The 23,335-nt window shown below is 53.0% G+C and carries 18 protein-coding genes; 2 read left to right on the forward strand and 16 right to left on the reverse strand.

Annotation, left to right across the window (positions count from 1 at the left end; genetic code table 11):
• Positions 1-56: 56 nt before the first annotated feature.
• The 5 genes from ACQYWX_RS22070 to ppc form a co-directional block, all read right to left on the reverse strand.
• Complete coding sequence (locus ACQYWX_RS22070; protein WP_431686361.1) at positions 57-857, reverse strand: undecaprenyl-diphosphate phosphatase; 801 nt, start codon at positions 855-857, stop codon at positions 57-59.
• Between the two features lie 127 nt (positions 858-984).
• Positions 985-1,680, reverse strand: coding sequence for a tRNA (adenosine(37)-N6)-threonylcarbamoyltransferase complex dimerization subunit type 1 TsaB (tsaB, locus tag ACQYWX_RS22075; protein WP_431686362.1), 696 nt, complete (start codon positions 1,678-1,680; stop codon positions 985-987).
• 71 nt (positions 1,681-1,751) lie between these two features.
• A complete protein-coding gene (gene adk / locus ACQYWX_RS22080; RefSeq protein WP_431686363.1) occupies positions 1,752-2,408 on the reverse strand; it encodes an adenylate kinase in 657 nt (218 codons plus the stop codon).
• Positions 2,409-2,707: 299 nt separating this feature from the next.
• Entirely contained in the window at positions 2,708-4,117 is a 1,410-nt protein-coding gene (locus tag ACQYWX_RS22085) for an HDOD domain-containing protein (protein WP_431686364.1), read from the reverse strand.
• 154 nt (positions 4,118-4,271) lie between these two features.
• Positions 4,272-6,917 (reverse strand): phosphoenolpyruvate carboxylase, encoded by a 2,646-nt coding sequence (ppc, locus tag ACQYWX_RS22090; protein ID WP_431686365.1) that lies wholly within the window; start codon positions 6,915-6,917, stop codon positions 4,272-4,274.
• 319 nt (positions 6,918-7,236) lie between these two features.
• Between ppc and ACQYWX_RS22095 the strand changes: the two genes are divergently transcribed.
• Positions 7,237-7,581 (forward strand): type 1 pili tip component, encoded by a 345-nt coding sequence (locus ACQYWX_RS22095; RefSeq protein ID WP_216738475.1) that lies wholly within the window; start codon positions 7,237-7,239, stop codon positions 7,579-7,581.
• Positions 7,582-7,620: 39 nt separating this feature from the next.
• Here ACQYWX_RS22095 and mazG read toward each other — a convergent pair whose 3' ends face one another.
• The 4 genes from mazG to cysM form a co-directional block, all read right to left on the reverse strand.
• Positions 7,621-8,484: a nucleoside triphosphate pyrophosphohydrolase gene (mazG, locus tag ACQYWX_RS22100; protein WP_431686366.1), complete on the reverse strand. Its 864-nt coding sequence runs from the start codon at positions 8,482-8,484 to the stop codon at positions 7,621-7,623.
• Positions 8,484-10,724: a GTP diphosphokinase gene (gene relA, locus ACQYWX_RS22105; protein WP_431686367.1), complete on the reverse strand. Its 2,241-nt coding sequence runs from the start codon at positions 10,722-10,724 to the stop codon at positions 8,484-8,486. The genes mazG and relA overlap by 1 nt, the downstream gene beginning before the upstream one ends.
• A 44-nt stretch (positions 10,725-10,768) precedes the next feature.
• Positions 10,769-12,109, reverse strand: a complete 1,341-nt coding sequence (rlmD, locus tag ACQYWX_RS22110; RefSeq protein ID WP_431686368.1) for a 23S rRNA (uracil(1939)-C(5))-methyltransferase RlmD — start codon at positions 12,107-12,109, stop codon at positions 10,769-10,771.
• A gap of 107 nt (positions 12,110-12,216) precedes the next feature.
• On the reverse strand, positions 12,217-13,107 hold the full coding sequence (gene cysM / locus ACQYWX_RS22115; RefSeq protein WP_431686369.1) for a cysteine synthase CysM: 891 nt from the start codon (positions 13,105-13,107) through the stop codon (positions 12,217-12,219).
• A 308-nt stretch (positions 13,108-13,415) separates the two neighbouring features.
• On the opposite strand from cysM, the gene ACQYWX_RS22120 reads away from it, so the two are divergent.
• Entirely contained in the window at positions 13,416-16,289 is a 2,874-nt protein-coding gene (locus tag ACQYWX_RS22120; RefSeq protein ID WP_431686370.1) for a response regulator, read from the forward strand.
• Positions 16,290-16,327: 38 nt separating this feature from the next.
• Here the strand turns inward: ACQYWX_RS22120 and recO are convergent, their stop codons facing one another.
• The 7 genes from recO to ACQYWX_RS22155 form a co-directional block, all read right to left on the reverse strand.
• Complete coding sequence (gene recO, locus ACQYWX_RS22125; protein WP_431686371.1) at positions 16,328-17,044, reverse strand: DNA repair protein RecO; 717 nt, start codon at positions 17,042-17,044, stop codon at positions 16,328-16,330.
• Between the two features lie 17 nt (positions 17,045-17,061).
• Positions 17,062-17,976 carry a GTPase Era gene (era, locus tag ACQYWX_RS22130; protein WP_216738482.1) on the reverse strand — a complete coding sequence of 305 codons (915 nt, stop codon included), beginning with the start codon at positions 17,974-17,976 and terminating at the stop codon, positions 17,062-17,064.
• The gene (gene rnc, locus ACQYWX_RS22135; RefSeq protein WP_216738483.1) at positions 17,973-18,653 is read right to left on the reverse strand and encodes a ribonuclease III; all 681 of its coding nucleotides are present in this window, start codon (positions 18,651-18,653) and stop codon (positions 17,973-17,975) included. The genes era and rnc overlap by 4 nt, the downstream gene beginning before the upstream one ends.
• Positions 18,650-19,018, reverse strand: coding sequence for a DUF4845 domain-containing protein (locus ACQYWX_RS22140; protein ID WP_216738484.1), 369 nt, complete (start codon positions 19,016-19,018; stop codon positions 18,650-18,652). Before ACQYWX_RS22140 ends, rnc begins: the two co-directional genes overlap by 4 nt.
• An 81-nt stretch (positions 19,019-19,099) precedes the next feature.
• Positions 19,100-19,867 carry a signal peptidase I gene (gene lepB, locus ACQYWX_RS22145; RefSeq protein ID WP_431686372.1) on the reverse strand — a complete coding sequence of 256 codons (768 nt, stop codon included), beginning with the start codon at positions 19,865-19,867 and terminating at the stop codon, positions 19,100-19,102.
• A 49-nt stretch (positions 19,868-19,916) separates the two neighbouring features.
• Positions 19,917-21,716: a translation elongation factor 4 gene (gene lepA / locus ACQYWX_RS22150; protein WP_431686373.1), complete on the reverse strand. Its 1,800-nt coding sequence runs from the start codon at positions 21,714-21,716 to the stop codon at positions 19,917-19,919.
• Between the two features lie 200 nt (positions 21,717-21,916).
• Positions 21,917-23,326: a DegQ family serine endoprotease gene (locus ACQYWX_RS22155; protein ID WP_279507778.1), complete on the reverse strand. Its 1,410-nt coding sequence runs from the start codon at positions 23,324-23,326 to the stop codon at positions 21,917-21,919.
• Between the last annotated feature and the right edge of the window lie 9 nt (positions 23,327-23,335).

A 23,335-nucleotide genomic window follows, 5' to 3' on the forward strand; every position in this document is an offset into this window, starting at 1 on the left:
ATAGACCGCCCCGTTACAGCCGTTATTGGCGGCCCGCACAAATACGGGCGCCCAACTTAGGCTACATACAACCAGATCAAAAGACCTGCGCCTAATAGCATGCGATAGATTACGAACGGCATGAAACCTATCTTCTGTAAAAATTTTAAAAATAAATGAATACAGGCGTAGGCGCTGACGGCGGAAATAAGCACCGCCCCGGCAATCTCAGACCATTGCGAACTAGTCCCGGTATCCGCCAGCTCAAGCCCTTTGAACAAGCCAGCAGCGGCGATCAAAGGGATGGATAGCAAGAAAGAGAATCGGGCCGCCGTATCCCTGTTCAAACCAAGAAATAAGGCTGACGTCATGGTGATACCGGAGCGCGACGTGCCTGGAATCAGCGCCAGTGCCTGGGAGACGCCAATAATCAACGCATCTTTCAGAGTAAACTGGTCAATATCACGCGTTCCTACTTTGCGGTCGGCCAGTCCCAACAATACCCCGAAACCTATAGTCGCCAGTGCGATAACCAAAGCGGAACGCAGGTTCTCTTCAATCCAGCTGTCCAGCAGCACTCCCGCCAGACCCGCAGGGATAGTGCCGAGAATAACCGCCCAGGCAAGACGGGACTCTTGCGATGCGCCGCCGCCGGTAATCTGCTTAATCCATCCATTGAGCAAGTTGAAAATATCGGCGCGGAAATAAATCATAACCGCCAGCAAGGTGCCGACATGAACGGCCACGTCAAACGCCAATCCCTGATCCTGCCAGCCCCAAACCTCAGAGGGAAGAATCAAATGCGCGGAGCTGGAAATAGGAAGAAATTCCGTCAGCCCTTGAATCAGCGCCAAAACAACGATTTCAAGCCAAGTCATCTAAAATGTTCCCATAAAATATTAAGCACAAAAAAAGCCCCTTAAAGTTCCACTTGTCGAGGTCGACGTCAAGCGCGACATTCGTGAAAGTTTGGAGAGGTAAACAGAAAAGAAACACTAACGGCTTTTAGCGACCGGGAAGTTTTTTCCAGGCCACTTCATCACGCAAATAAATAGGCTGAGCTTCAATGGCGGACACAGTACGCCCCATATCAAACATCGACACAGACATTTCCGCCATTGCAGCCGCACGCGGCCCCCACTCAGGCTCCTGTATGGGCGAGCTTTCGATCAACGTCGCCGGCAGACGCTCAAGATAAACCAGACCGCTCCCCAATATCGCCAGTTCCTGTTCCGAGACTTGCGCATCGACCATTTCTGGAGGAGCCACTTGCTCCGCATAAACTTCTTTAACGCTACCCGAGGAATGCTCATAGCCTGCCCAATAGACTTCGTTCATACGCGCATCGAGAAGACAAACAACTTGGCCGGCAGGGCTTTTCTGGCGCTTGAACCACGCAAACGCCATCGCTTGCAACGTAGAAACAGGAATAACGGGCAAGTCGGAGCCAAAAGCCAATCCCTGCACAATACCGGCTGCAATGCGGAGCCCGGTAAATGAGCCCGGCCCTCTTCCAAACGCCAGCGCATCCAACTGCCCCACACGCAAACCGCTATCGCCAAGCAAACTATCAATCATAGGCAGGCAGCGCTTGGCGTGAGCTCTTGGCGTCGCTTCCAGCAATTCGGTCAACTCGCCGTCGTTCCATAAGGCTACGGAACAGGCGTCACTTGATGTATCGAGTGCGAGTATTTTTGCCATGAGGATTGTTCAATCAATTCTGAAGAGAAGGCGGCGCAGAACAGCGCCGCCCGAAGATGAAGATATAAGTATTACTTCTGCAGACCAGCGAAGACACGGTCACGAATTTCGTCTACCGAGCCAACGCCTTCAACGCGCAGGTATTCAGGCGCAGCGTCCGCATCCTTCTCCGCCCAGTTGCGGTAGTAATCGACCAGAGGCGCGGTTTGAGAATGGTAAACTTCCAAACGCTTACGCACAGTTTCTTCTTTATCGTCTTCACGCTGAACCAGTGGTTCGCCGGTAACGTCGTCCTTACCTTCCACCTTGGGTGGGTTGTAGTCAACGTGATAAACGCGACCGCTCGCTTCATGTACGCGACGTCCGCTCAAACGCTTGATGATTTCTTGGTCATCTACGGCGATTTCTACGACATTATCAATTTTTACACCGGCTTCACGCAGCGCTTCCGCTTGCGGAATCGTTCGAGGAAAGCCGTCAAACAGGAAACCGTTGGCGCAATCGTCTTCTTTAATGCGGTCTTTGACCAGCGCGATAATGGTCTCATCTGAAACCAATCCGCCCGACGCCATGACCTCTTTCACTTTGAGGCCCAGAGGAGAGCCTGCTTTTACCGCAGCGCGCAGCATGTCGCCAGTGGAAATCTGGGGTATCCCGAATTTCTTCATAATATTCTGCGCTTGCGTGCCCTTTCCGGCGCCGGGTGCGCCCAACAAAATAATTCTCATACCAATTACACTCCTGATCCAAGCAACAAATTCCTGTGCGCTTGCGCCGGCTACAGGCCGACGCAGCAGTCTGTCGACGAGTTATTATTGTCGAGTTCCATCATGGCCTTCTGTGAGACCACTCTCAACACATTGATTCTAATCGCATTTCCCCGCGATTCCGGCGACAATTCACATCCGATTAGAGACGCTGCACATTGTAGGGAAGATTAGCAAAGAGCTGAATTATACGGATATAGGCAGGTAACCTGAAGCGCCAATCTCGATAAAGCCGCCCGTGCGGCGGCTCCTTGGCGGATCTACCCCATCTGGGAGGCCAGTTGATTCAGTGAATCGCTGGATTGCTTCAGTTGTTCAAACACTTCAAATACGATCTCTGGCTGCATATCCAGACGCTTGGCGTAATACACCGGGTCATCAGGAACTTGGTCGTCGCCCAACTCAAGCTCTTTGAGCAAGCAGTTAGACAACTGAATCAGCAAGACATAATCCTCATATGGGCCGTGATAATCTTTGACCTGATGCCCTGCTGCGGTCATGGAAACTTCTTTCGGCAACCGCCAATGCTCCAACAAAATGGAGCCCAGCATCCCATGCCCCAAACCGACCAGCTCCTTGGCGCCGCCCATGCCAAGCACTTGCTTTTCCAACACGGCCAACTCAGTCATCGGGTCCGCTTCCGCAAGTTTATTGAGCATGGTGTATTCGGGGCGGAACAAATGCCCCAGAAGCAAAATGCCAAAGTTATGCAGCAACCCGGTCAAATACGCCAGCGATGGATTGATGCGTTCATCCGGCACGTGAAAAGCCAGACGCTGCGCCAACAGGGAAACATGCAGCGCATGTCGCCAGAAACACACGATGCCAAGCGGGCCTTCATTGGGCAAATCAAAAGCCTTACTGGCGGAAATAGACAGCGCCAACTGACTGACGCGCTCAAATCCAAGGACGCGCATCACCGCATCCTTGACGCTTTCCAGCTTACCTCTGTATCCGTACAACGCCGAGCGGGCCTGTCGCATAATCTGCGCCGCAAGGCTGGGGTCCTGCTCAATGATCGCCGCCAATTCGCCTGCCGTCGCGTCCGGATCTGAGGTGGCCTGCAGTATCCGCGTCGCAACCGTCGGCATCGGCGGCAACTTGTAAAGACGCTTCAGTCGCTCCGCCACGCGCTCAGCGTTGGCTTCGCCTACATCGGGACTTTCTGGAGTATCTGATGATAAAGGATTCATTGCCTGCGCCTCGCAACAACCTTGCTTAAGTTTTATAGCACTACTCATCACTCTCTGAAAGCTTTCGCGATCCAAGCGCAGCAAAGTATTATGACACCCTGACTGAATATATATCTGTTCCTTGGCGAACAGACGCTCATCGCATACGGCATGAACGCCATAAGCGTTGGCGATGGGGGGGTGTGAGCCGGGTTCGCAGTCCCGAAACAGGCGATCCGCCTGTCGGCCGGTAAGGCGCTGCAGGTTGCGCCGAATCGCGCCATTGAGGGCTTCCAGGTTCATTTGCGTCCCGAATTCGGTGATCGCCATCACGACGCCTTTGGCGTCCACCAGGATTTCCGCAACCGCCACACAATCAGGCAACACCTCAGCCGCCTTCAAAGCAGCGTCGATATTGCCTGCGCGATCATGGTGTATCTGTTGATACGGCACTCCCTGCCGATTCAGATACTGCATAACTCTGGATGCAAGCGGCACACTTCCCCCGTTCTACTAAATGAGTACAAATAATAGTTTAGTTTATATGTGGTTGAGGGGATGTGCGTGATATGAATCACATGCAAAGGTAAGCTTGCGTTGCGCAATGTTGGAGTTTGGTAACCGACCCGGCGACGCCGGGTCGGCGGCGGGATTAACCGGTATTACGCATACCGGCGGCGACGCCCGCCATCGTAACTTTGAGCGCTTTTTCAACCGTTTCCTTGTTGGTCTCGCCCTCAGCCCGATCACGCACCAATAGCTCTACCTGCAAGTAGTGCAGCGGGTCCGTATAGGGGTTACGAACCTGCAGAGAATGCATGAAGACCGGGTTATCCAGCAACAGTTCATCCTGCCCTTTCAGCTCATTGATCAAGCGCACGGCGCACCCCGCCCGGCGACGCAACTCATCCCCCAATGGATGCAGCTCGGGCTTAACCAGACGCTCCTCATAAAAGCGCGCGATCTCCGGGTCGACTTTGGACAACACCATTTCCAGCATGTCCACATGTGTCTCAAAGAATGGCCACCCGGTCAGCATCGCTTTCAACGTATCGGCGCCGCCATCGTTTACTGCGGTTTGCAGTGCGGTATCGCTACCCAACCAGGCAGGCAACATCAGACGCATTTGCGTCCAGGCGAAAATCCATGGAATCGCGCGCAGACTTTCAACGCCGCCAGACGCCTTACGACGCGCAGGACGGCTGCCTAACGCCAGCTTGCCCAACTCCTGCTCCGGCGTCGCGGAACGAAAATACTCGACGAAACCTGGACGTTCACGCACCACTTCGCGATAGGAGTTCACCGCCAGTCCGGATAACTTGTCCATCATCTCGCGCCAAGCAGGCTCAGGCTGAGGCGGCGGCACCAGGGAAGCCTCCAATACCGCGCCGAGGTAGAGATTAAAGCTCTGCTTCGCGACCTTGGGCTGCCCGAACTTAAAGCGGATCATTTCACCTTGTTCGGTAATCCTGAAGTTACCCGCAACGGAACCTGGCGGTTGCGACAAAATGGCGCGGTTAGCAGGTCCGCCGCCACGACCGACCGTTCCACCACGACCGTGGAAAAGCGTCAGTTTCACATCGTGCTTCGCAGCCACTTTGACCAACGCCTCCTGCGCCTGATACTGAGCCCAGGCCGCCGCCATCTGCCCCGCATCTTTGGCGGAATCCGAGTAGCCGATCATGACCTCTTGTTTACCGCCGATGTACTCCCGATACCATGGAAGATCCAGCAAGCGGCCAATGCTATCCGCCGCGCCTTGCAGGTCGCTCAGGGTCTCAAACAGCGGCGCAATCGGAATACGATGGCGCATGCCGCTCTCACGCAGTAATAGAATCACCGCCAGCACATCGGATGGGTCGCTCGCCATGGAGATAACATAGGAAGCCAGCCCTTCAGGAGGCTGCATCGCCACCACCTTGCAGGTATCCAGGACCTCCTTGGCTTCCGCAGACGCCGGCCATTCTTTGGGAAGTAGCGGACGCCGGCCCTCCAGTTCCCGAATCAAAAATGCCTGCTTCTCTTCTTCCGTCCATTGTGAGTAATCGCCAATACCGAGGTAAGCGCATATATCCTTCATAACGTCGCTGTGACGCTCGGAGTCCTGTCGGATATCCAGTCTTACCAATTGCAGACCGAAACATTGCGCCCGACGAATGACGTCCAGTAGCGGCCCGTTGGCGATAACTTCCATACCGCAGTCCCGCAGCGAGCGATAGCACACCATTAACGGCTCAATCAGCTCCGCATTATTGAGCAATACATCAGCGGAAGGCTTTTTCGTGGAGTCCAAAGCCTCAGCGGCCCAGGCCCTTGTCGCCTCCAACCGGCTGCGTAACTTGGCGAGGATCTTCCGGTATGGCTCACGGCTCTGCCCCGAAGCCCGCGCCAGCTCGCCATTACACGCAGTCATAGATAGTTCTGAGCGCAATGCCTCGATATCACGCAAATACAGATCCGCCGCCATCCAGCGACTCAACAAAAAGACTTCGCGAGTGACCTCTGAGGTGACATTGGGATTACCGTCTCTGTCCCCTCCCATCCAGGATGCGAACCGCACGGGATTTACATTAATCGGCAGCCCTTCGCCAAAACGCTCATGTAGAGCGGCGTCCATCTGACGCATGAAATCCGGCACCGCCTGCCACAACGAGTTCTCTATCACGGCGAAGCCCCACTTAGCCTCATCCACTGCGGTGGGACGCTCATAACGGATCTCATCCGTATGCCAGGCTTCGGTGATAAGGCGGCGCAAACGTTCAACGATCTTGGCGTATTCTTCGTCCAGCAAGTCGCTACGGTCCAGGGATTCAAGACACTCAGAAATCTGGTCATATTTCTGAATCAAAGTGCGACGGGTAATTTCAGTGGGGTGCGCCGTCAGCACGAACTCCAGATTCAAGTCCGCCAGTTGCGCGAAGAATTTATCTTTACTGACGCCTTGGCCAATCAGGCGGTCAAACACGACTTCGATAGTGTCCAGGCGGTTATCGACCAATTCGCTGGCGGGCGCCCGACGCCTTACAATATGATATTGCTCAGCGATATTGGTAAGGTTTAGAAACTGGTTGAACGCTCTTGCAACCGGCGCCAGTTCCTCGTCATTCAAGCCCGAAAGCACCTCTTTCAGCTGCTTTCTCTGGCTGATTTCCGCATTGCGGTCAGCTTTTGCGGCGATACGGATTTTCTCGATTTTATTGAATATTTCGTCGCCAAGGTGGTAGCGGATGCTCTGTCCCAACAACTCTCCCAGAAGGCGTACGTTTTCTCTCAGCTCTGGATGCAATTCCTTCATCATTTCTCTTACTCCGCCGCTTTTTCAAAAGTCTTTTCTTCGTTGACGTTTTGTTGCAATCGCCTTTTCTTAACTATAACTCAGTGAAATATCGAAAAATTCCGAACTAGAACAATAGCACCCCCCGTCTTGGTTGTCTCATCATTCATCCGCTTCGGAAGCCGCCCCGCCGTAGACGGTCTAAACTGAATATAACCCCCGCGGAACCGCCCGCGTCATGTTCGGCCGCCCTCTCAGGCCGCTACGTACATGCTCTTATGGCCCGATTATTGGGGGCCTCCTAGACTGAAATTGATGTCGTTTGTTTTACATAGGCCGCTTTATGAAAATTAACGCTCTCGTACAAAACTGGGAAAACACCGCTAACGTTCGCCTTACGAACAAGGAATATCCCCTGCGCCTGCGCATAGAAGATGCAGCCAGAGTCGCAGCCCTTGCAGAAATGTATCCACTTCGCAGTCAGGAAGAAATCATCAGCGAACTCCTGTCCGCCGCGCTGGATGAGCTGGAAAGCAGCTTTCCTTATGTGCAGGGAGTCAAAGTAGTGGCGGAAGATGAAATGGGCGACCCCATGTACGAAGATGTCGGCCCAACGCCCAGATTTTTGCAGTTGAGCAAGAAGTACATCAGCCTACTCAAGCAAGAGCTGAAAGCGGCCAATAGCTAACCGTATTCAAAGATGCGCGCAGACAGCGCGCATCTTGCTTTATAGGCCTTCTTCTTTAGCTTTATCCCAGAGCAAGTCCATTTCCTGCAACGACGCGTCGTCCAGGGTCTTGCCCTGCTCTTGCAGTAGCGACTCGATGCGAGAAAAGCGCCTGATGAATTTGGCGTTAGCCCTGCGCAAAGCCGCCTCGGGATCAGCCTTAACGAATCGCGCCAGATTCACGCAGCAAAAAAGCACATCTCCCAACTCATCTTCCAGCTTATCCTGATCTAGAACCGGCGCCGCCAGCTCGTGGCGTAGCTCATCTATTTCTTCATGGATCTTGTCGAGAACAGGGTTGATTTCCGGCCAGTCAAAGCCATGCAACGATGCTCGCTTCTGCAGCTTTTGCGCTCGCTGCAGCGCAGGCATGGCGTTGGGAATATCCGCCAATACACTTGAGGGCGCTGTCGACTCTTGCACTTCGCCCTGCTTCTTCAGCTCTCGTTCCTGCTGCTTAATACGCTCCCAATTGGCCTTAATCTGTTCTTCGCTGATAGTTTCCCCTGGAGCCAAACGGCTTTCCAGGGTTCCATCGGGAAATACATGAGGATGCCGGCGCAACAGTTTACGCACGACGCCATCCACAATATCCGGCCATTGAAACAAGTCTTTCTCTTGCGCCAGTTGTGAATAGAAAACCGCCTGAAACAGCAAATCCCCCAGTTCATCACGCAAGTGCAGCCAATCTTCGCGCTCAATCGCATCCGCTACTTCATAGGTTTCCTCTATGGTGAACGGAACGATGGATGCAAAGTCCTGCTTCAAATCCCAGGGACAACCGTCCTTCGGGTCCCGCAGGCGGCGCATCAAATATAAAAGATCTTCCAGAGTGTATTGGACGCTCTTGTCTTTCTCGCTCATCACCCTTCTCCCGGCTTGGCGCGGCGCGCATCGATAATGTTGGGCAGCCTCCGAATACGGTCGAACATGCGGCCCAATACATCGATGGAAGTTACTTCCACGGTTAGACGAATATCCGCGGTACTCTGATTCTTGTCGGTATTTGTCAATGCGGCGGTCACGTTGATCTTCTCATTCGCCAGCAACAAGGTGATATCCCGCAATAGTCCGGGGCGGTCATAAGCATTAATAACCACATCCACAGGATAGGTGTACTCGGTATCGCCCCAACTTACTTCTATCATGCGATTGGGTTCGACCGTCTGTAGCTGCAGCGCATTGATGCAATCTTGTCGGTGAATGGAAACACCCCGGCCAATAGTGATATAGCCGACGATGGGGTCGCCCGGAGCTGGCTTACAGCAGTTCGCCATCTGAGTCATCAGGTTACCGACGCCACGGATGTGAACATCGGAAGACTTAGCGCTTTCCTGCGCTGTGCGTAGGTGCAGCGACAACTGCTCATCCCGCGGCTCCAACATGTTCTGCGCCGTATGGGCCACCTGCATCGGCTTGAGATCGCCGGCGCCGATAGCGGCGAACATGTCTTCCGCGGAAGGATAGTTTACTTTTTGCGCCAGATCGTCGAAGTCCAGCTGCTCCAATGACAGGCGTTTCAACACACCTTGCAGGATATCGCGCCCTTCTTCGACATTTTGATCGCGATCCTGCAACTTAAACCAATGGGTGATTTTCGCCCGCGCCCTGGAAGTATTGGCGTAGCCCAGATCCGAGTTAAGCCAGTCGCGACTGGGGCGAGCCTGGTTCGAAGTCAGAATCTGCACCTGATCGCCGGTTTTCAACTTGTAGTTAAGCGGTACGATTCGGCCGTGAATCTTGGCGCCCCGGCAAGCGTGCCCGATTTCCGTATGCACCTTGTAGGCGAAATCAATAGGCGTCGATCCTGCTGGCAAATCAATAACATGCCCGTCTGGAGTGAATACGTAGATGCGGTCGCTGACGATGTCGTTGCGCCACTGATCAACAAGCTCTGAAGTCTTGCTTCCCAATTCGTCCTGCCACTCCAGCACTTGCCGAAGCCAGGCGATTTTCTGCTCGTAACCGTGTGATTTCTGCTGTGTATCCGTGCCTTTATATAGCCAATGCGCACAGACGCCCAGCTCCGCTTCTTCATGCATTTTTTGCGTACGGATCTGCACTTCCATGATTTTCCCGGAAGGACCCACTACTGCCGTGTGCAAAGATTGATACCCGTTTTGCTTCGGGTTGGCGATATAGTCGTCAAACTCATGGGGAATGTGACGCCACAACGCATGCACCACCCCTAAGGCGGAGTAGCAGTCGCGAATGCTGGGAACCAGAATACGAATGGCGCGGATATCATAGACTTGCGAAAAGTCGATCCCCTTGCGATGCATTTTGCGCCATATGCTGTAAATGTGCTTGGCACGGCCGGAAAGCTCCGCTTTGATGCTACTGGCTTCCAGCTCCTGACGCAAAGCGGAGAGCGCCTCCTCAATAAACTTCTGCCGATCCAGGCGGCGCTCGTCCAGCAACTTGGCGATCTTCTTATAGGCGGTCTCATGCAGATAGCGGAAAGACAAATCTTCCAGCTCCCACTTCAGATAACCAATCCCCAAGCGGTGCGCCAACGGCGCGTAAATATCGAAAACTTCTCTGGCGACGCGGTGGCGTTTGTCGGACCCTGCGTTTTTGACGTCTCGAATAGCGCAGGTTCGCTCGGCCAGCTTAATCAACGCCACGCGCACGTCGTCGATCATGGTGACAAGCATGCGGCGAATGTTGTCCACCTGAGTCTGGGTCTGCCCCAGCACGCTACCCTGAATAGGATGACGCAGGCTGGAAATCGCCGCCATCTGGGAAACGCCTTCAATCAGTTTGGAGACTTCTTCGCCAAACTCTTCGTTCACTCTGACAAGGGAGAGCTTGCCTTCACGCACCGCGCGGTAAAGCACAGCCGCAATCAAGCTGGGCGTATCCAGCTGCAGCTCTGACAGAATCTGCGTCATTTCCAAACCGGTCAGAAAGCTGCTGGAGCCTTCCGACCAAAGATTTCCGGCGCGCACCGCCTCTGATTCGATCTCTTTCGCCAGCAGGCAGGCGCGACGAAACGACGCCACATCCTCCAGTTCAACCTGTTGCTGTAAACGGTCAATCCAACCGTTGATATCAACTGACCCGTCCTGAGCCAAAGGATAATCTTCGCGAACTTTAACCATAGTGACGCCTTTCGCCAGACTCTCTTATTTTCTGAGTAACGGGCTTACGCTTTCTCGAATAAGGCCATTGACTCGACATGGGCCGTATGCGGGAACATATCCATTACCCCGGCCTTGATCAGCTTGTATCCCTGCGCCGCCAGAATGCCGGCGTCCCGCGCCAAAGTAGCGGGGTTACAGGACACATAAACAATTCGCTTCGCCCCAAAACGGGTCATTTGCTTCGCTAACTCTTCCGCGCCAGAGCGCGGCGGGTCCAGCAGAACTTTGTCATAAGTGTGCAGCCATGCATGCTTCGCCTCATTCACCGGAGCCAAGGGAAGATGCAGGTCCGCCGCATAAAACTCTATGTTGCCAACGCCGTTGAGTTCCGCATTGGCGTAGCCTCGACGCACCATATCCTCGCTACCCTCTACACCCACTACATGCGCCGCCGAGCGGGCAATAGGCAGAGTGAAGTTACCCAGTCCGCAAAACAGGTCAAGGATAGTCTCGCCCGCCTGCGGCTGCAGCCATTCCAGGGCCTGCGCCAACATCCGACGGTTGATATCGCGATTGACCTGAGTAAAGTCCATTGGATGGAACTGCATCGTCAAATCATAGTCGCTCAGTTGATAGCTGAGCAGTTCCTGGCCATCTTTCGGCCACAATTTGGCGACAGTATCGGGACCTTTCGGTTGCAAATAGATTGCCAACCCGGTTTGCTCGGAGAAAGCGATCAGTTTTTGCAAATCATCTTCAGTAAGCGGGTCCATATGACGAATCACCAAGGCGCAAACATCATCGCCCGCCGCCACTTCGATCTGAGGAATGCGCTGATAGCCGGAGAGGCTTCGGATCAGCGCTTTCAGCTCAGGAATACGGCCGCCAACGGACTCGATCAATATCGGGCATTCGTCAATGGCGGTCAGGAAATTACTGTAGCGCTCGCGGAAGCCGACCAGGACTTCATCGCGCTTGGCGACATAACGCACGCCCAATCTTGCTTTTGTGCGATAACCGCGCCCCGCGCCCACCAGAGGCGGAACAACCTGCTCAGGCTTCAGGTCGCCAAAATGTCTTAGGTGATCCAGCAGCACAGACTCTTTGTGGTTGATCTGAAAGCCCAGATCAACATGCTGCATGCTGCAGCCGCCGCATAGTTTTGAGAATTGGCAGTCAGGCTCAATGCGTTGAGGATGCTGCGTCAGCACCTCTTCTACAGCAAGCTCATCATAGCTGCGACGACTGTTTACATATCGCGCAGTCACAGTTTCGCCAGGCAATGCGCCTTCGACAAACAGGGTTTTGCCGTCTTTATGGGAGACGCCGCGCCCTTCGTGACTGAGAGATTCAATTTCGCAGGTAATGGACTCTTGGGGTAACTTCTTTCTACGACGAGACATGCTTATAAACCTGGGCTATGGGGCCGATCTGGATAAAAAGCCGGCCATTATAGCGGCCTCCCGCAACAGATATAAGGGCTTTGGCGTCGCGCTCCGGCGCGACCGCTTTAGCCGCGGAATACGCCGGTAGACAGGTAGCGGTCGCCCCGATCACAGATAATGGCGACGATCACCGCATTTTCAACCTCACAGGAAATTCGCAACGCTCCAGCGATGGCGCCGCCGGAAGATACGCCACAGAAGATCCCCTCTTCCCGGGCCAGCGCGCGCATTGTCTCTTCGGCTTCCTGCTGAGCGATATCCAAAACCAGATCCACGGACTCAGGCTGGTATATTTTGGGCAGATACGCTTCCGGCCAGCGACGAATACCGGGAATAGATGCGCCATCAGCAGGCTGCAGGCCGACAATCTGAATCTCCGGATTGCGCTCTTTGAGGTAGCGAGAGGTCCCCATGATGGTGCCGGTGGTCCCCATGGAGCTGACGAAGTGAGTAATAGCGCCATCAGTTTGCCGCCAGATTTCCGGGCCCGTCGTCTTGTAGTGCGCCAGGGGGTTATCCGGGTTAGCGAACTGATCCAGCACCTTGCCTTTTCCTTCTGACTCCATTTGCTTGGCAAGGTCACGTGCGCCTTCCATCCCCTCTTCTTTGGATACCGAGATGATTTCCGCACCATAGGCGGTCATTGCGGCGCGGCGCTCTTCACTCATATGCGCAGGCATGATCAGGACCATACGGTAACCTTTGATCGCTGCAGCCATAGCCAGAGCAATCCCGGTATTGCCGCTGGTCGCCTCAATCAACGTATCGCCAGGCCGGATGTCGCCCCGATTTTCCGCCTCCTGAATCATGCTCATGGCGGGACGGTCTTTGACTGATCCCGCTGGATTATTCCCTTCAAGTTTCGCCAGAATGACGTTACTGGTGTCGCCGGGCAGTCTCTGCAATCGAACAAGCGGTGTGTTTCCAACGTAGGATTCAATCGTGGGGTATGACATCTTTAACGTTCGCTTCTTTTTAAATTCAATCAATTAGCTGTAGAATCGGAAATGTCCTTGTCCGCTGCGGCGGCGCTGTGACAATGACTCGACGTCGCCTGAGCAAAAATCCGGTCCCTGTTACGCCATCGAACCATTTCCGTCGATAGCCGCGTTCGGACTTGATATTGGCCGAACATCGGCCATGATAAGCAATAATCTGAGAGTGGCGATATATTCTTTTTTAATATAAAAATCACTTTATATCATAAATACCATAATATGCCGTTTATCCGCGCCTCCTCTACAAGCCGCCGAAGGGCCCCTGCATGAAACGTTGGGGAATAAAAGTAAAGGTCATCTTATTGACCTTGGCGCCATCGCTCACTATTGCGTTCACGCTGTCCGCAGCCTTTGTATTTACACGCCTGGACGATCTTAGCGACGTGCTTCTGGAGCGCGGCTCCGACTCCGCCCGCCACCTCGCAAACGCTGCAGAGTATGGCGTTTTCACCGGAAACCGTCGTCAATTGATTGGGTTAACCAACGCCGTACTGGAAGAGAAAGACATTCGTTCAGTCTCGATTTACGGACGCCAGCGTCAGATACTAGCCCATGCCGGTCCGCGCATTCAGGAAGAGCATACAATCCCCGCCAGCTTATCTACTCAGCTTACGATTTATTCCAGCGAGGATGTGCTGCGCTTCACCGCGCCGGTCACCTTACAAGACCTTAGCCTGAGCGAAGACGCCAACTTACAGGAATCTGAAACCACCAATGGTCTGCAGGACAACATTTTGGGCTGGGCGGTCATTGAAGTCTCCCGAGCGCCGACACAGGTCGCCAAATATCGGACCATTCTCTTTGCTGTCAGCGCCGTGTTCAGCGCGATTATTGTCTGCACTATCCTGGCGTTGCGTTTAAGTCGCGACCTTACCTCGCCGCTATCTCAAGTGGCGCAAGCGCTTACTCGTATAAAAGAAGGCAAGCTGGACACCCGTGTTTATATAGAAGCAAGTCCCGAGCTGGCTTTACTGCAGGACGGCATCAACTCCATGGCGGAAGCTCTCGCCAAGGCCCGCAGTGAGATGCAGCAGAATATAGATCAAGCCACGGAAGACCTGAGAGAGACTCTGGAAACTATAGAAATCCAGAATATTGAATTGGACATGGCCCGCAAAGAAGCGATCGAAGCCAGTCGGGTGAAGTCCGAGTTTCTCGCCAACATGTCCCATGAAATCCGCACACCGCTTAACGGCATCATCGGGTTCACGCATCTTCTTCTGAAATCCAATCTGGGACCACAGCAACGGGACCAGCTCAACACCATCCTGAAGTCGTCCGAGATCCTGCTGACGATCATCAACGACATCCTCGACTTCTCAAAAATCGAGGCTGGCAAGCTGGTGCTGGACAACACCACCGTCAACCTTCAGGAAATCGTGGAAGACGTTCTCACCATGCTCGCCCCCGGCGCACACGAGAAAAATCTGGATCTGGCGGGACTCGTCTATTCCGATGTTCCCAGCCACATCATGGGCGATCCGCTGCGCATCAAACAGATCGTCACCAATCTGGTCAACAACGGTATTAAATTCACTCAAAGCGGCGAAGTGGTGGTGCGCGTCATGCTGGAGGACGAGTCCGACGAGCGCTCGCTCATCAAGATCACGGTCACAGACAGCGGCGTAGGACTCTCTCGCGTTCAGCAGCAGACGCTCTTCAGCGCATTCAGTCAGGCGGATGCGTCAACGGCAAGGCGTTTTGGCGGCACGGGTCTTGGTCTGGTTATTTCCAGGCGCCTGACCGAGCAAATGGGCGGTCAGATCGGAGTAGAGAGCGAACTGGGCAAAGGGTCGACATTCTGGATCGAGCTTCCTGTTGAAATCGCCCCCAACCAACCGGACAATGAGCTTAACCACCGCTTGTTCGAGGGCGAGCGAGTCATCTATCTTGAACACCAGAAAAAAACCGGACTGGCGGTGGAGCATACGCTTAACAAGTGGGGCTCCAATGTCACGCAGGTGGACAACATCAAAGATCTGGCGGATAAGGTGGAAGAGGCTCAACGCAAAGGCGAAGGCTTCGCCGTCGCGATTATTGGCCTGACCCGCCACCACTTGCGTTCCAACTCGTACTTGCAGACCGTGCGCAAGCTGGAATATAAACTCGACTGCCGCACGCTAATACTGACCCCCACCATCGACACCGGCAACGAAGAGCCGCCAATATTGACTGACGCCTCAACGTTCCTGATCAAGCCGGCGTCACAGCGACGGCTGGCGAATGCGCTTAGCTGGCTGATTGAAGGACGTTCTGAAGAAGAGGAAGCCCCATCAGCAATATCCATCAAGCAACTGAACGCCACCAGCGGCCGCAAGCCGTTGGTATTAGCGGTTGATGACAACCTCGCCAACCTCAAACTGGTGGAAGCCTTTCTGTTGGACCTGGGAGCCGTGGTGGAAACCGCCATGAGCGGCTACGAAGCACTCACCAAAGCCAAGCAGAAGCGCTTTGACGTAATTTTCATGGACGTACAAATGCCTGGAATGGACGGAGTGGAAACCACAATCAAGATTCGTGAGTTTGAGGCAGGCAAGCGACGCACGCCGATCATCGCCCTCACCGCGCACGCGATGTCAGAAGAGCGCAAACAGCTGTTACAGAGCGGCTTTGACGACTACCTCACAAAACCCACTAATGAAGATGAACTGCAGCGCATTATAGAGCGCAGAACCGGCTTCCAGCTGTCCCCGCAACCACTGTTGACACAACAGCCTGTGCGAGAGCCCGGCAAGATAAAACCGTCAGTGAAAGCCGCCACCGAGCCATGTGTGGATATTCGCAATTGCGTCACGCTTGCTGGAGGTAAAAAAGGACTAGCGGAAGAGTTATTTTCCATGCTGCTTGAGAATCTACCGGAAGAGCGCAAGTCTATTGAAAGCGCCTGGGAGCAACAGGACAGGTCTGAGCTGCTGGAGCGTGTTCACCGCCTGCATGGCGCGACGCGCTACTGCGGAGTCCCCTTGCTACGCAACGCCGCAGCGGAGCTGGAAGGGCAGATCAAGCGCGACGTAGAGCCACTGGAAACGGCTGTTTCCGCGCTCTTTGAAGAGATAGAAAGAGTGCTTTACTGGTCAGACAGAAATGACTGGCAAACGGAGTTCAGGGAGTATCAAACTCAGTCAGCGCCTCAATCCTAGCGAGGCCGGGATTTCGCAGTACCTGACTTCGGCGGCGGTTAGCCCTTAGTTAGTTTAAGGTAACTGCGCATCAGCTCCCGGGAGTGCAGCGGACGACCGCCTAACAGTTCATCCAGGCAGCGACGCGTCAGCTTCTTGGCGGCGGCGAGACTCCCAGGAACAGACCAGTCCCGCTCAGCCATTGCAAGCAGATGACGCCCCTCTATCACAATTGAGTATGGTTCTGGCGTTCGGCTAACGCCTTCAGTAAGGGAAAAGTGATAAGCAATATTACTTTTCACAACATCCCCTGTCGCGCTCTCCACACAAAAATCCACGCCAAAACCCAGCTCATTCAGCAGCGTAAACTCTAACTCCCGTAATCCGGGCTCAAGATTCGTTTGGGGAAGCGACAAAAATGTCAGGCTTGATTTATAAGCGTTAAAAACGTCTCGGCTGCTTTCCAATGGCTGCAGCAGCTTCAGCAACAACTCATTGAGATAAAGGCCAGCATACAGAGCAGCCCCCGCCAGAGGATAACGGAGGTTAGTGGTCTCGCAACGAATGAGGGATTTGAGTTCGCCACGCCCTCCCAGTTCAATCTCCAGTTCAGTAAAAGGCTGGAGTGTGTTTGGAGCTCCTTTCCTGCGACCGCCACCTTTCATAACAGCCGAAGCTTTACCATCAGCTTCGGTAAGCAGATCGACAATCTGGCTGCTTTCGCGATACGGCCGACTATGCAGCACATAGGCGGCTTGCAGCAAAACCCGGTGCATAGCGGCCGATATTTCCGTTAGCGGTCGTCGTAACCCAGGCTTTGCAGAGCGCGCTCGTTATCGCTCCAGCCAGACTTCACTTTTACCCAGGTTTCCAACATGACTTTGCTTTCAAACAACTTTTCCATGTCCTTACGCGCATCGGAACCAATCCGCTTGATTCGCTCCCCTTTCTGGCCGATGACAATCTTTTTCTGACCTTCTCTTTCCACCAGGATCAGGGCGCTAATACGCAGCAATGCGCCTTCACGCTTAAACTGCTCGATCTCTACAGCAATTTCATAAGGCACTTCGTTGCCTAACTGGCGCATGACTTTTTCACGAATAATTTCCACCGCCATAAAACGTTCGCTACGATCCGTGATTTGATCTTCAGGGAAGAAATGAATCCCCTGCGGCAGCATTTCGTTAATAACAGTTTCCAATCGATCAATATTCAGTCCACGTAGAGCGGAAAGTGGAATAATGTGCTGAAACTCGCACATCTTCTGCACTTTATCGATAAATGGCAGCAGATCGTCTTTATTTTCCAGCTTGTCCACTTTATTGATCGCCAGAATGCGCGGACGATTCACCTTGGCGATTTTTGACAAGACGTAGTCGTCTTCTTCTGTCCAGCGCTTCCTATCAACGACAAAAACTATCACATCCGCATCTTTGATCGCTGAAGAGGACGCTTTGTTCAGCACCCGATTAAGGGCTTTCTTGTCCAACTGGTGCAAGCCTGGCGTATCTACATAAATAGCCTGGTAGTCACCCTCTGTCTTGATACCTAAAATCTGATGCCGGGTAGTTTGCGGCTTCTTCGAGGTAATACTGATCTTCTGCCCCAGTATATGGTTCAACAGGGTGGACTTGCCTACGTTCGGCCGACCTACAATCGCAACATAACCGCAGCGGCTATTTTCTTGTGAACTTACTTCAATACTCACTGATCCACTCCTAACGCCACCAATGCTTGTTTCGCCGCTTTCTGCTCCGCCACTCTCCGGCTGCCGCCAGTCCCTTCTGTCGGGTCAGACAGGCCGTCTATTTCACACCGCACATGGAAAGTTTGGGCATGCGCTTCTCCCTGTACGGAAATAACCTCGTAGCGTGGCAGATTAAGCTGACGCGCCTGCAAATATTCCTGCAAACGTGTCTTGGAGTCTTTCTGAGTATCCTTGAGGTTAAGCTTCTGCAAACGGGTTTCAAACCAGTTCAGCACCCTGTCGGCGCAGACTTCAAAACCAGCGTCCAGATAGATCGCGCCAATAATGGACTCCAACGCATCAGCCAGGATGGATTCCCGGCGAAAACCGCCGCTCTTCATCTCCCCTGACCCCAATCGCAGATACTCACCCAGATCAAATTCCCTGGCGATTTCAGCCAGAGTCACCCCTTTTACCATTCTGGCGCGCAAACGACTCAACTGCCCTTCCCGCGCTTCTTCAAAGCGACCAAAGAGGTAATCGGCGATAATAAAATTGAGGACAGAGTCCCCTAAAAATTCCAAGCGCTCATTATTACGACCACCGAAGCTGCGGTGGGTGAGCGCCAAAGTAAGCAAAGCAGGCTCTTTAAATGTGTATCCGAGCGCACGTTGCAGTCTTTCCAGCTTAGCTGTCACTGATTATTGGCTTCCAAATGATGATTAAATGAAACAACGGCATCAATATTGTTAATAATATTCGTACGCTGCTCATAAATTATGTCTATGCGCATCTTGGTATTCTCACGCGTAATCTTGATACTATTCTTATCAAAATTACGCACATTATTGACCATGAAATGCTTGTCCAACCTGGACAAAATTTCTGGATTGGACAACCGCGCTAAGTCAGCCTCTCTATTAAGGCCTTCTAATGATGATTTCACAGCAAAATCATCGATATAGATAGGAATGAGTTTAATGCCTAGGGTAATAACTGAAATCCCGACAGCAACCCAGACCAAGACTGCGAGAACAGAAGCGCCCTGTTGATTCTTGCGCATATTCACTCCTTATCATCCTCTTATTAATCGATATTATTTAGAGAGTAGACGTTAACTCACTGTTTTTACACTAATGCGCACTTACTGTATCGAACCAACTCGTGAGAAAGAGGGCAATGACAAAAACTTTTCCCAGTGCATCCAGATAGCGAATGCCCTACCAACGATATTTTCGTCCGGCACAAGTCCGATATAACGGCTATCTTTACTGCGATCCCGGTTGTCGCCCATCATGAAATATTTGCCTTCCGGCACAACCCATTTGCCTTCATGCCCAGTGTTTGGGTAGTTTTCTTTTATGATGCGATGGAGTTGCTCGCCCAACTGTTCCTCGTAATACAGCTCTCTGGGCGCGCCCGCGGGCAATGCGGCGATTAGCTTTTCATCAATAGGCTCCCCATTGATGGTCAGCCGCTTGTCTTTATATTCCACTGTATCGCCAGGAACGCCCACGACACGCTTGATATAGTTGGTAGTGTTGTCTTCCGGAGTGCGAAACACCATCACATCTCCACGTTGAGGGTCTCCCAAATCCAGGAACTTATACCCCAAAACAGGAACTCGCAGCCCATAGGAATACTTATTAACAAGGATAAAGTCGCCCACTTCCAGAGTAGGCATCATGGATTGGGACGGGATCTGGAAGGGCTCGATAAGAAAGGAGCGGACCACCAATACCAAAAACAGAACAGGAAAGAAAGACCGGGAATACTCCACCACAATCGGCTCTTTGATCATCGCGTTGCTTCCCCCACGCGTCCTGACCTTAACAAATAGCCAAAAGCCTAACCAAATCAGACCTGAGACCAGGGTCAGTACAACCAGAATCAAAGAGAAATCAAAGTCCATCGTGTGTCCTATTCAGTTTGTATTTATTGCTTTCAGTCCGCAATTTGGCTTATTTATCGACCTTCAGCACAGCGAGAAACGCGTCCTGTGGAATTTCAACGCTGCCCACCTGCTTCATCCGCTTCTTACCTTCTTTCTGCTTCTGCAACAGCTTTTTCTTCCGTGAAACGTCGCCGCCATAGCATTTGGCCAATACGTTCTTGCGTAACGCTTTAACGGTAGTTCTGGATACAATCTGTCCACCGATAGCCGCCTGAATCGCCACATCGAACATTTGACGCGGAATCAGCTCTTTCATTTTTTCCGTCAGCAGGCGGCCACGCGAGGCGGAGTTATCGCGGTGAACAATAAGCGCCAATGCATCGACTTTATCGCCATTGATCAGAATATCCAGACGCACCAGGTTAGCAGCTTGGAAACGAACAAAGTGGTAGTCCAAAGACGCATAGCCGCGGCTTACTGACTTAAGTCGATCAAAGAAGTCCAGTACGACTTCTCCCATCGGCAATTCATAGGATAGTGCTACCTGGTTCCCCAGGAACTGCATATTCTTCTGCACGCCGCGCTTCTCCACACACAGAGCGATGACGTTGCCAAGGTAAGTCTGCGGCACAAGAATATGAGCCTCAACGATAGGCTCGCGCATTTCCTCGATAAAACCAGGGTCCGGCAGCCTGGAAGGGTTATCGACTTTAATGACTTCGTTCTTTTTGGTCAGGACTTCGTAGACTACCGTCGGCGCAGTAGTGATCAAATCCAGGTCGTATTCCCGCTCCAAGCGCTCCTGGATAATTTCCATATGCAGCATCCCCAGGAAGCCGCAACGGAAACCGAATCCCAAAGCGTCAGACGTTTCGGGCTCGAAAAATAATGACGCATCGTTGAGCGTCAACTTGTCCAACGCATCACGGAAGTCTTCGTAGTCGTCAGAACTGACGGGGAATACGCCCGCGTATACCTGAGGCTGCACACGTTTGAACCCAGGCAAAGAAGCTACATCCGGCGTTTTCGCCAGTGTAATGGTGTCACCGACGGGAGCTCCGTGGATATCTTTAATGCCAGCGATGACATATCCCACTTCTCCCGCCTTCAGGCAGCCGGTCTCCGTACGCTTCGGGGTGAATACGCCGATTGAAGTCACCAGTTCCTGGGTCTTGGTCGACTTGATCAGTATTTTATCGCCTTTGTTCAGCGTTCCGTTTTTAACCCTCACCAAAGACACAACGCCCAGATAGTTATCAAACCAGGAGTCGATAATAAGGGCTTGCAACGGCGCATCCGGATCGCCTTCAGGAGGCGGCACTAACTGAACGATTTGCTCCAGACTCTCCTGGATGCCCATACCAGCTTTGGCGCTGGCTTCCACGGCGCCGGCGGCGTCAATGCCGATGATCTCTTCAATTTCATGGCGCACACGCGCTGGTTCCGCCTGCGGCAGGTCCATCTTGTTCAGAATGGGAATAACTTCCAGCCCCATTTCGATGGCGGTGTAACAGTTCGCCACGGACTGTGCTTCAACGCCTTGCGCGGCGTCGACCACCAGCAAAGCGCCTTCACAGGCGGCCAAAGAACGAGATACTTCGTATGAGAAGTCCACGTGTCCGGGAGTATCGATAAAATTCAGCTGATAACGGGAGCCATCTTTTGCGTCGTAATAGAGCGTTACGCTCTGCGCCTTGATGGTAATGCCCCGCTCTCGCTCGATATCCATGGAGTCGAGCACCTGTTCGGACATTTCCCGATCAGACAAACCGCCGCAATATTGAATAAAGCGGTCAGCCAAAGTGGACTTGCCATGGTCGATGTGGGCAATGATAGAAAAATTTCTAATATGGTTGAGTTTACTCACGGACTACTGTCACTCAGATTCAAAGTTGAAGGCGGCGAAATTTTAACAGCTCCGCCGAGTAAATTGCAGCGAATTAACAAAATACCCTCAGAATTCACACCGATATTGGGAGAAACGCCACTTTCCCTACAATAAAACGAGCAACGGCCGGGCTTCACCCTAAGAAACCCGGCCGCCCGCTTGCCCAGTCAAACCTGGGCCTACTTGTTGTTCAGCTTCAATACAATGAATGCTGGATTGCCCTGACGGATAATCAGTACTGGCAGCGACTTGCCGACCGGCAGCTTCTCAACCACCTCATGGAACTGCGCCACGGACTCTACATCTTTGTTGTTGATGCTGCTGATCACGTCATTGGGCTGAATTCCCGCCGTCGCCGCAGGTCCTGGGAACACTTGCGCCACCATGACGCCTCTCGATACCTGCATGCTCTCTTTTTCTTCATCCGTCAGATCGCGAACCTGTAAGTTCAGGGCGTTATTCTGCGGAGCGGTCTGACCTGCCGGTACGCTGGCCACGCCGTTGTCGTCCGCCGGCAACTGACCGATCTCGACGTCAACATCCATTTCATCCCCACGTCGAACCACTTTCATTGTCGCCTTCACTCCCGGCGTGGTGCGCCCTACCAGATGCGGCAACTCAGAGGACAATCCAATCTCATTGCCGTTATAGCTGACAATGACGTCCCCTGGCTGCAGGCCAGCCTTATCGGCGGGGGAGCCTTTCATAACCTGCGCCACCAATGCGCCACGCGGCTTGTTGAGATTGAAGGACTCCGCCAGATCCTTATTCACTTCCTGGATCAGCACACCCAACCAGCCGCGCTTGACCGCACCCGTATCTTTAAGCTGATTCATCACATCCAATGCGACATCAATGGGAATCGCAAATGAAACGCCCATGAATCCACCTGAGCGGGTGTAAATCTGAGAGTTGATGCCGACAACCTCCCCTTCGAGGTTGAACAGCGGCCCGCCCGAATTGCCAGGATTAATCGCCACGTCCGTCTGGATAAAAGGGACGTAACTTTCATTCGGCAGGCTGCGCCCCTTGGCGCTGACGATGCCTGCCGTCACGGTATATTCAAATCCAAACGGAGAGCCAATGGCGACAACCCACTCACCCACCTTTAACTCAGAAGACTTGCCCAACTTAAGAACAGGCAGATCATCCGCTTCCACCTTCAAAACCGCCAAATCCGACTTTTCATCCGATCCGATCAGCTTCGCCGTCAGTTCACGACGGTCCATCAGCCGGACGAAGATTTCATCTGCGCCCGCTACGACATGGTTGTTGGTAAGGATGTAGCCATCTTTGGACACGATGAAGCCCGACCCCATGGACTGGGCTTCCTGCGGGCCTCTGCGACGGTATGGGTCGCCAAAGAAGTGACGAAAGAATTCAGGAATCTGATCTTGCTCGGGACCGCCAAAATAATACTGGGCGCTATCGTCTCCGACTTTACGTACGGTGCTGATGTTTACCACCGCCGGAGAAGTTTTCTCCACCAATCCGGTGAAGTCAGGTAGATCAACGGCCCCTGCTCGCATGCTGATGACGGCGCTCATCCAGACCAGCAGAACCGCCGTATATTTCTGACAAACCTTCATATGCAACTC

The sequence above is a fragment of the Hahella sp. NBU794 genome, assembly GCF_050749805.1.
Classification (GTDB): domain Bacteria; phylum Pseudomonadota; class Gammaproteobacteria; order Pseudomonadales; family Oleiphilaceae; genus Hahella.

Coding starts and splice junctions, on each gene's coding strand:
- ACQYWX_RS22070 (WP_431686361.1), bottom strand. CDS start 857: ATGACTTGGCTTGAAATCGTTGTTTTGGCGCTGATTCAAGGGCTGACG.
- tsaB (WP_431686362.1), bottom strand. CDS start 1,680: ATGGCAAAAATACTCGCACTCGATACATCAAGTGACGCCTGTTCCGTA.
- adk (WP_431686363.1), bottom strand. CDS start 2,408: ATGAGAATTATTTTGTTGGGCGCACCCGGCGCCGGAAAGGGCACGCAA.
- ppc (WP_431686365.1), bottom strand. CDS start 6,917: ATGATGAAGGAATTGCATCCAGAGCTGAGAGAAAACGTACGCCTTCTG.
- ACQYWX_RS22095 (WP_216738475.1), top strand. CDS start 7,237: ATGAAAATTAACGCTCTCGTACAAAACTGGGAAAACACCGCTAACGTT.
- mazG (WP_431686366.1), bottom strand. CDS start 8,484: ATGAGCGAGAAAGACAAGAGCGTCCAATACACTCTGGAAGATCTTTTA.
- relA (WP_431686367.1), bottom strand. CDS start 10,724: ATGGTTAAAGTTCGCGAAGATTATCCTTTGGCTCAGGACGGGTCAGTT.
- rlmD (WP_431686368.1), bottom strand. CDS start 12,109: ATGTCTCGTCGTAGAAAGAAGTTACCCCAAGAGTCCATTACCTGCGAA.
- cysM (WP_431686369.1), bottom strand. CDS start 13,107: ATGTCATACCCCACGATTGAATCCTACGTTGGAAACACACCGCTTGTT.
- ACQYWX_RS22120 (WP_431686370.1), top strand. CDS start 13,416: ATGAAACGTTGGGGAATAAAAGTAAAGGTCATCTTATTGACCTTGGCG.
- recO (WP_431686371.1), bottom strand. CDS start 17,044: ATGCACCGGGTTTTGCTGCAAGCCGCCTATGTGCTGCATAGTCGGCCG.
- ACQYWX_RS22140 (WP_216738484.1), bottom strand. CDS start 19,018: ATGCGCAAGAATCAACAGGGCGCTTCTGTTCTCGCAGTCTTGGTCTGG.
- lepB (WP_431686372.1), bottom strand. CDS start 19,867: ATGGACTTTGATTTCTCTTTGATTCTGGTTGTACTGACCCTGGTCTCA.
- ACQYWX_RS22155 (WP_279507778.1), bottom strand. CDS start 23,326: ATGAAGGTTTGTCAGAAATATACGGCGGTTCTGCTGGTCTGGATGAGC.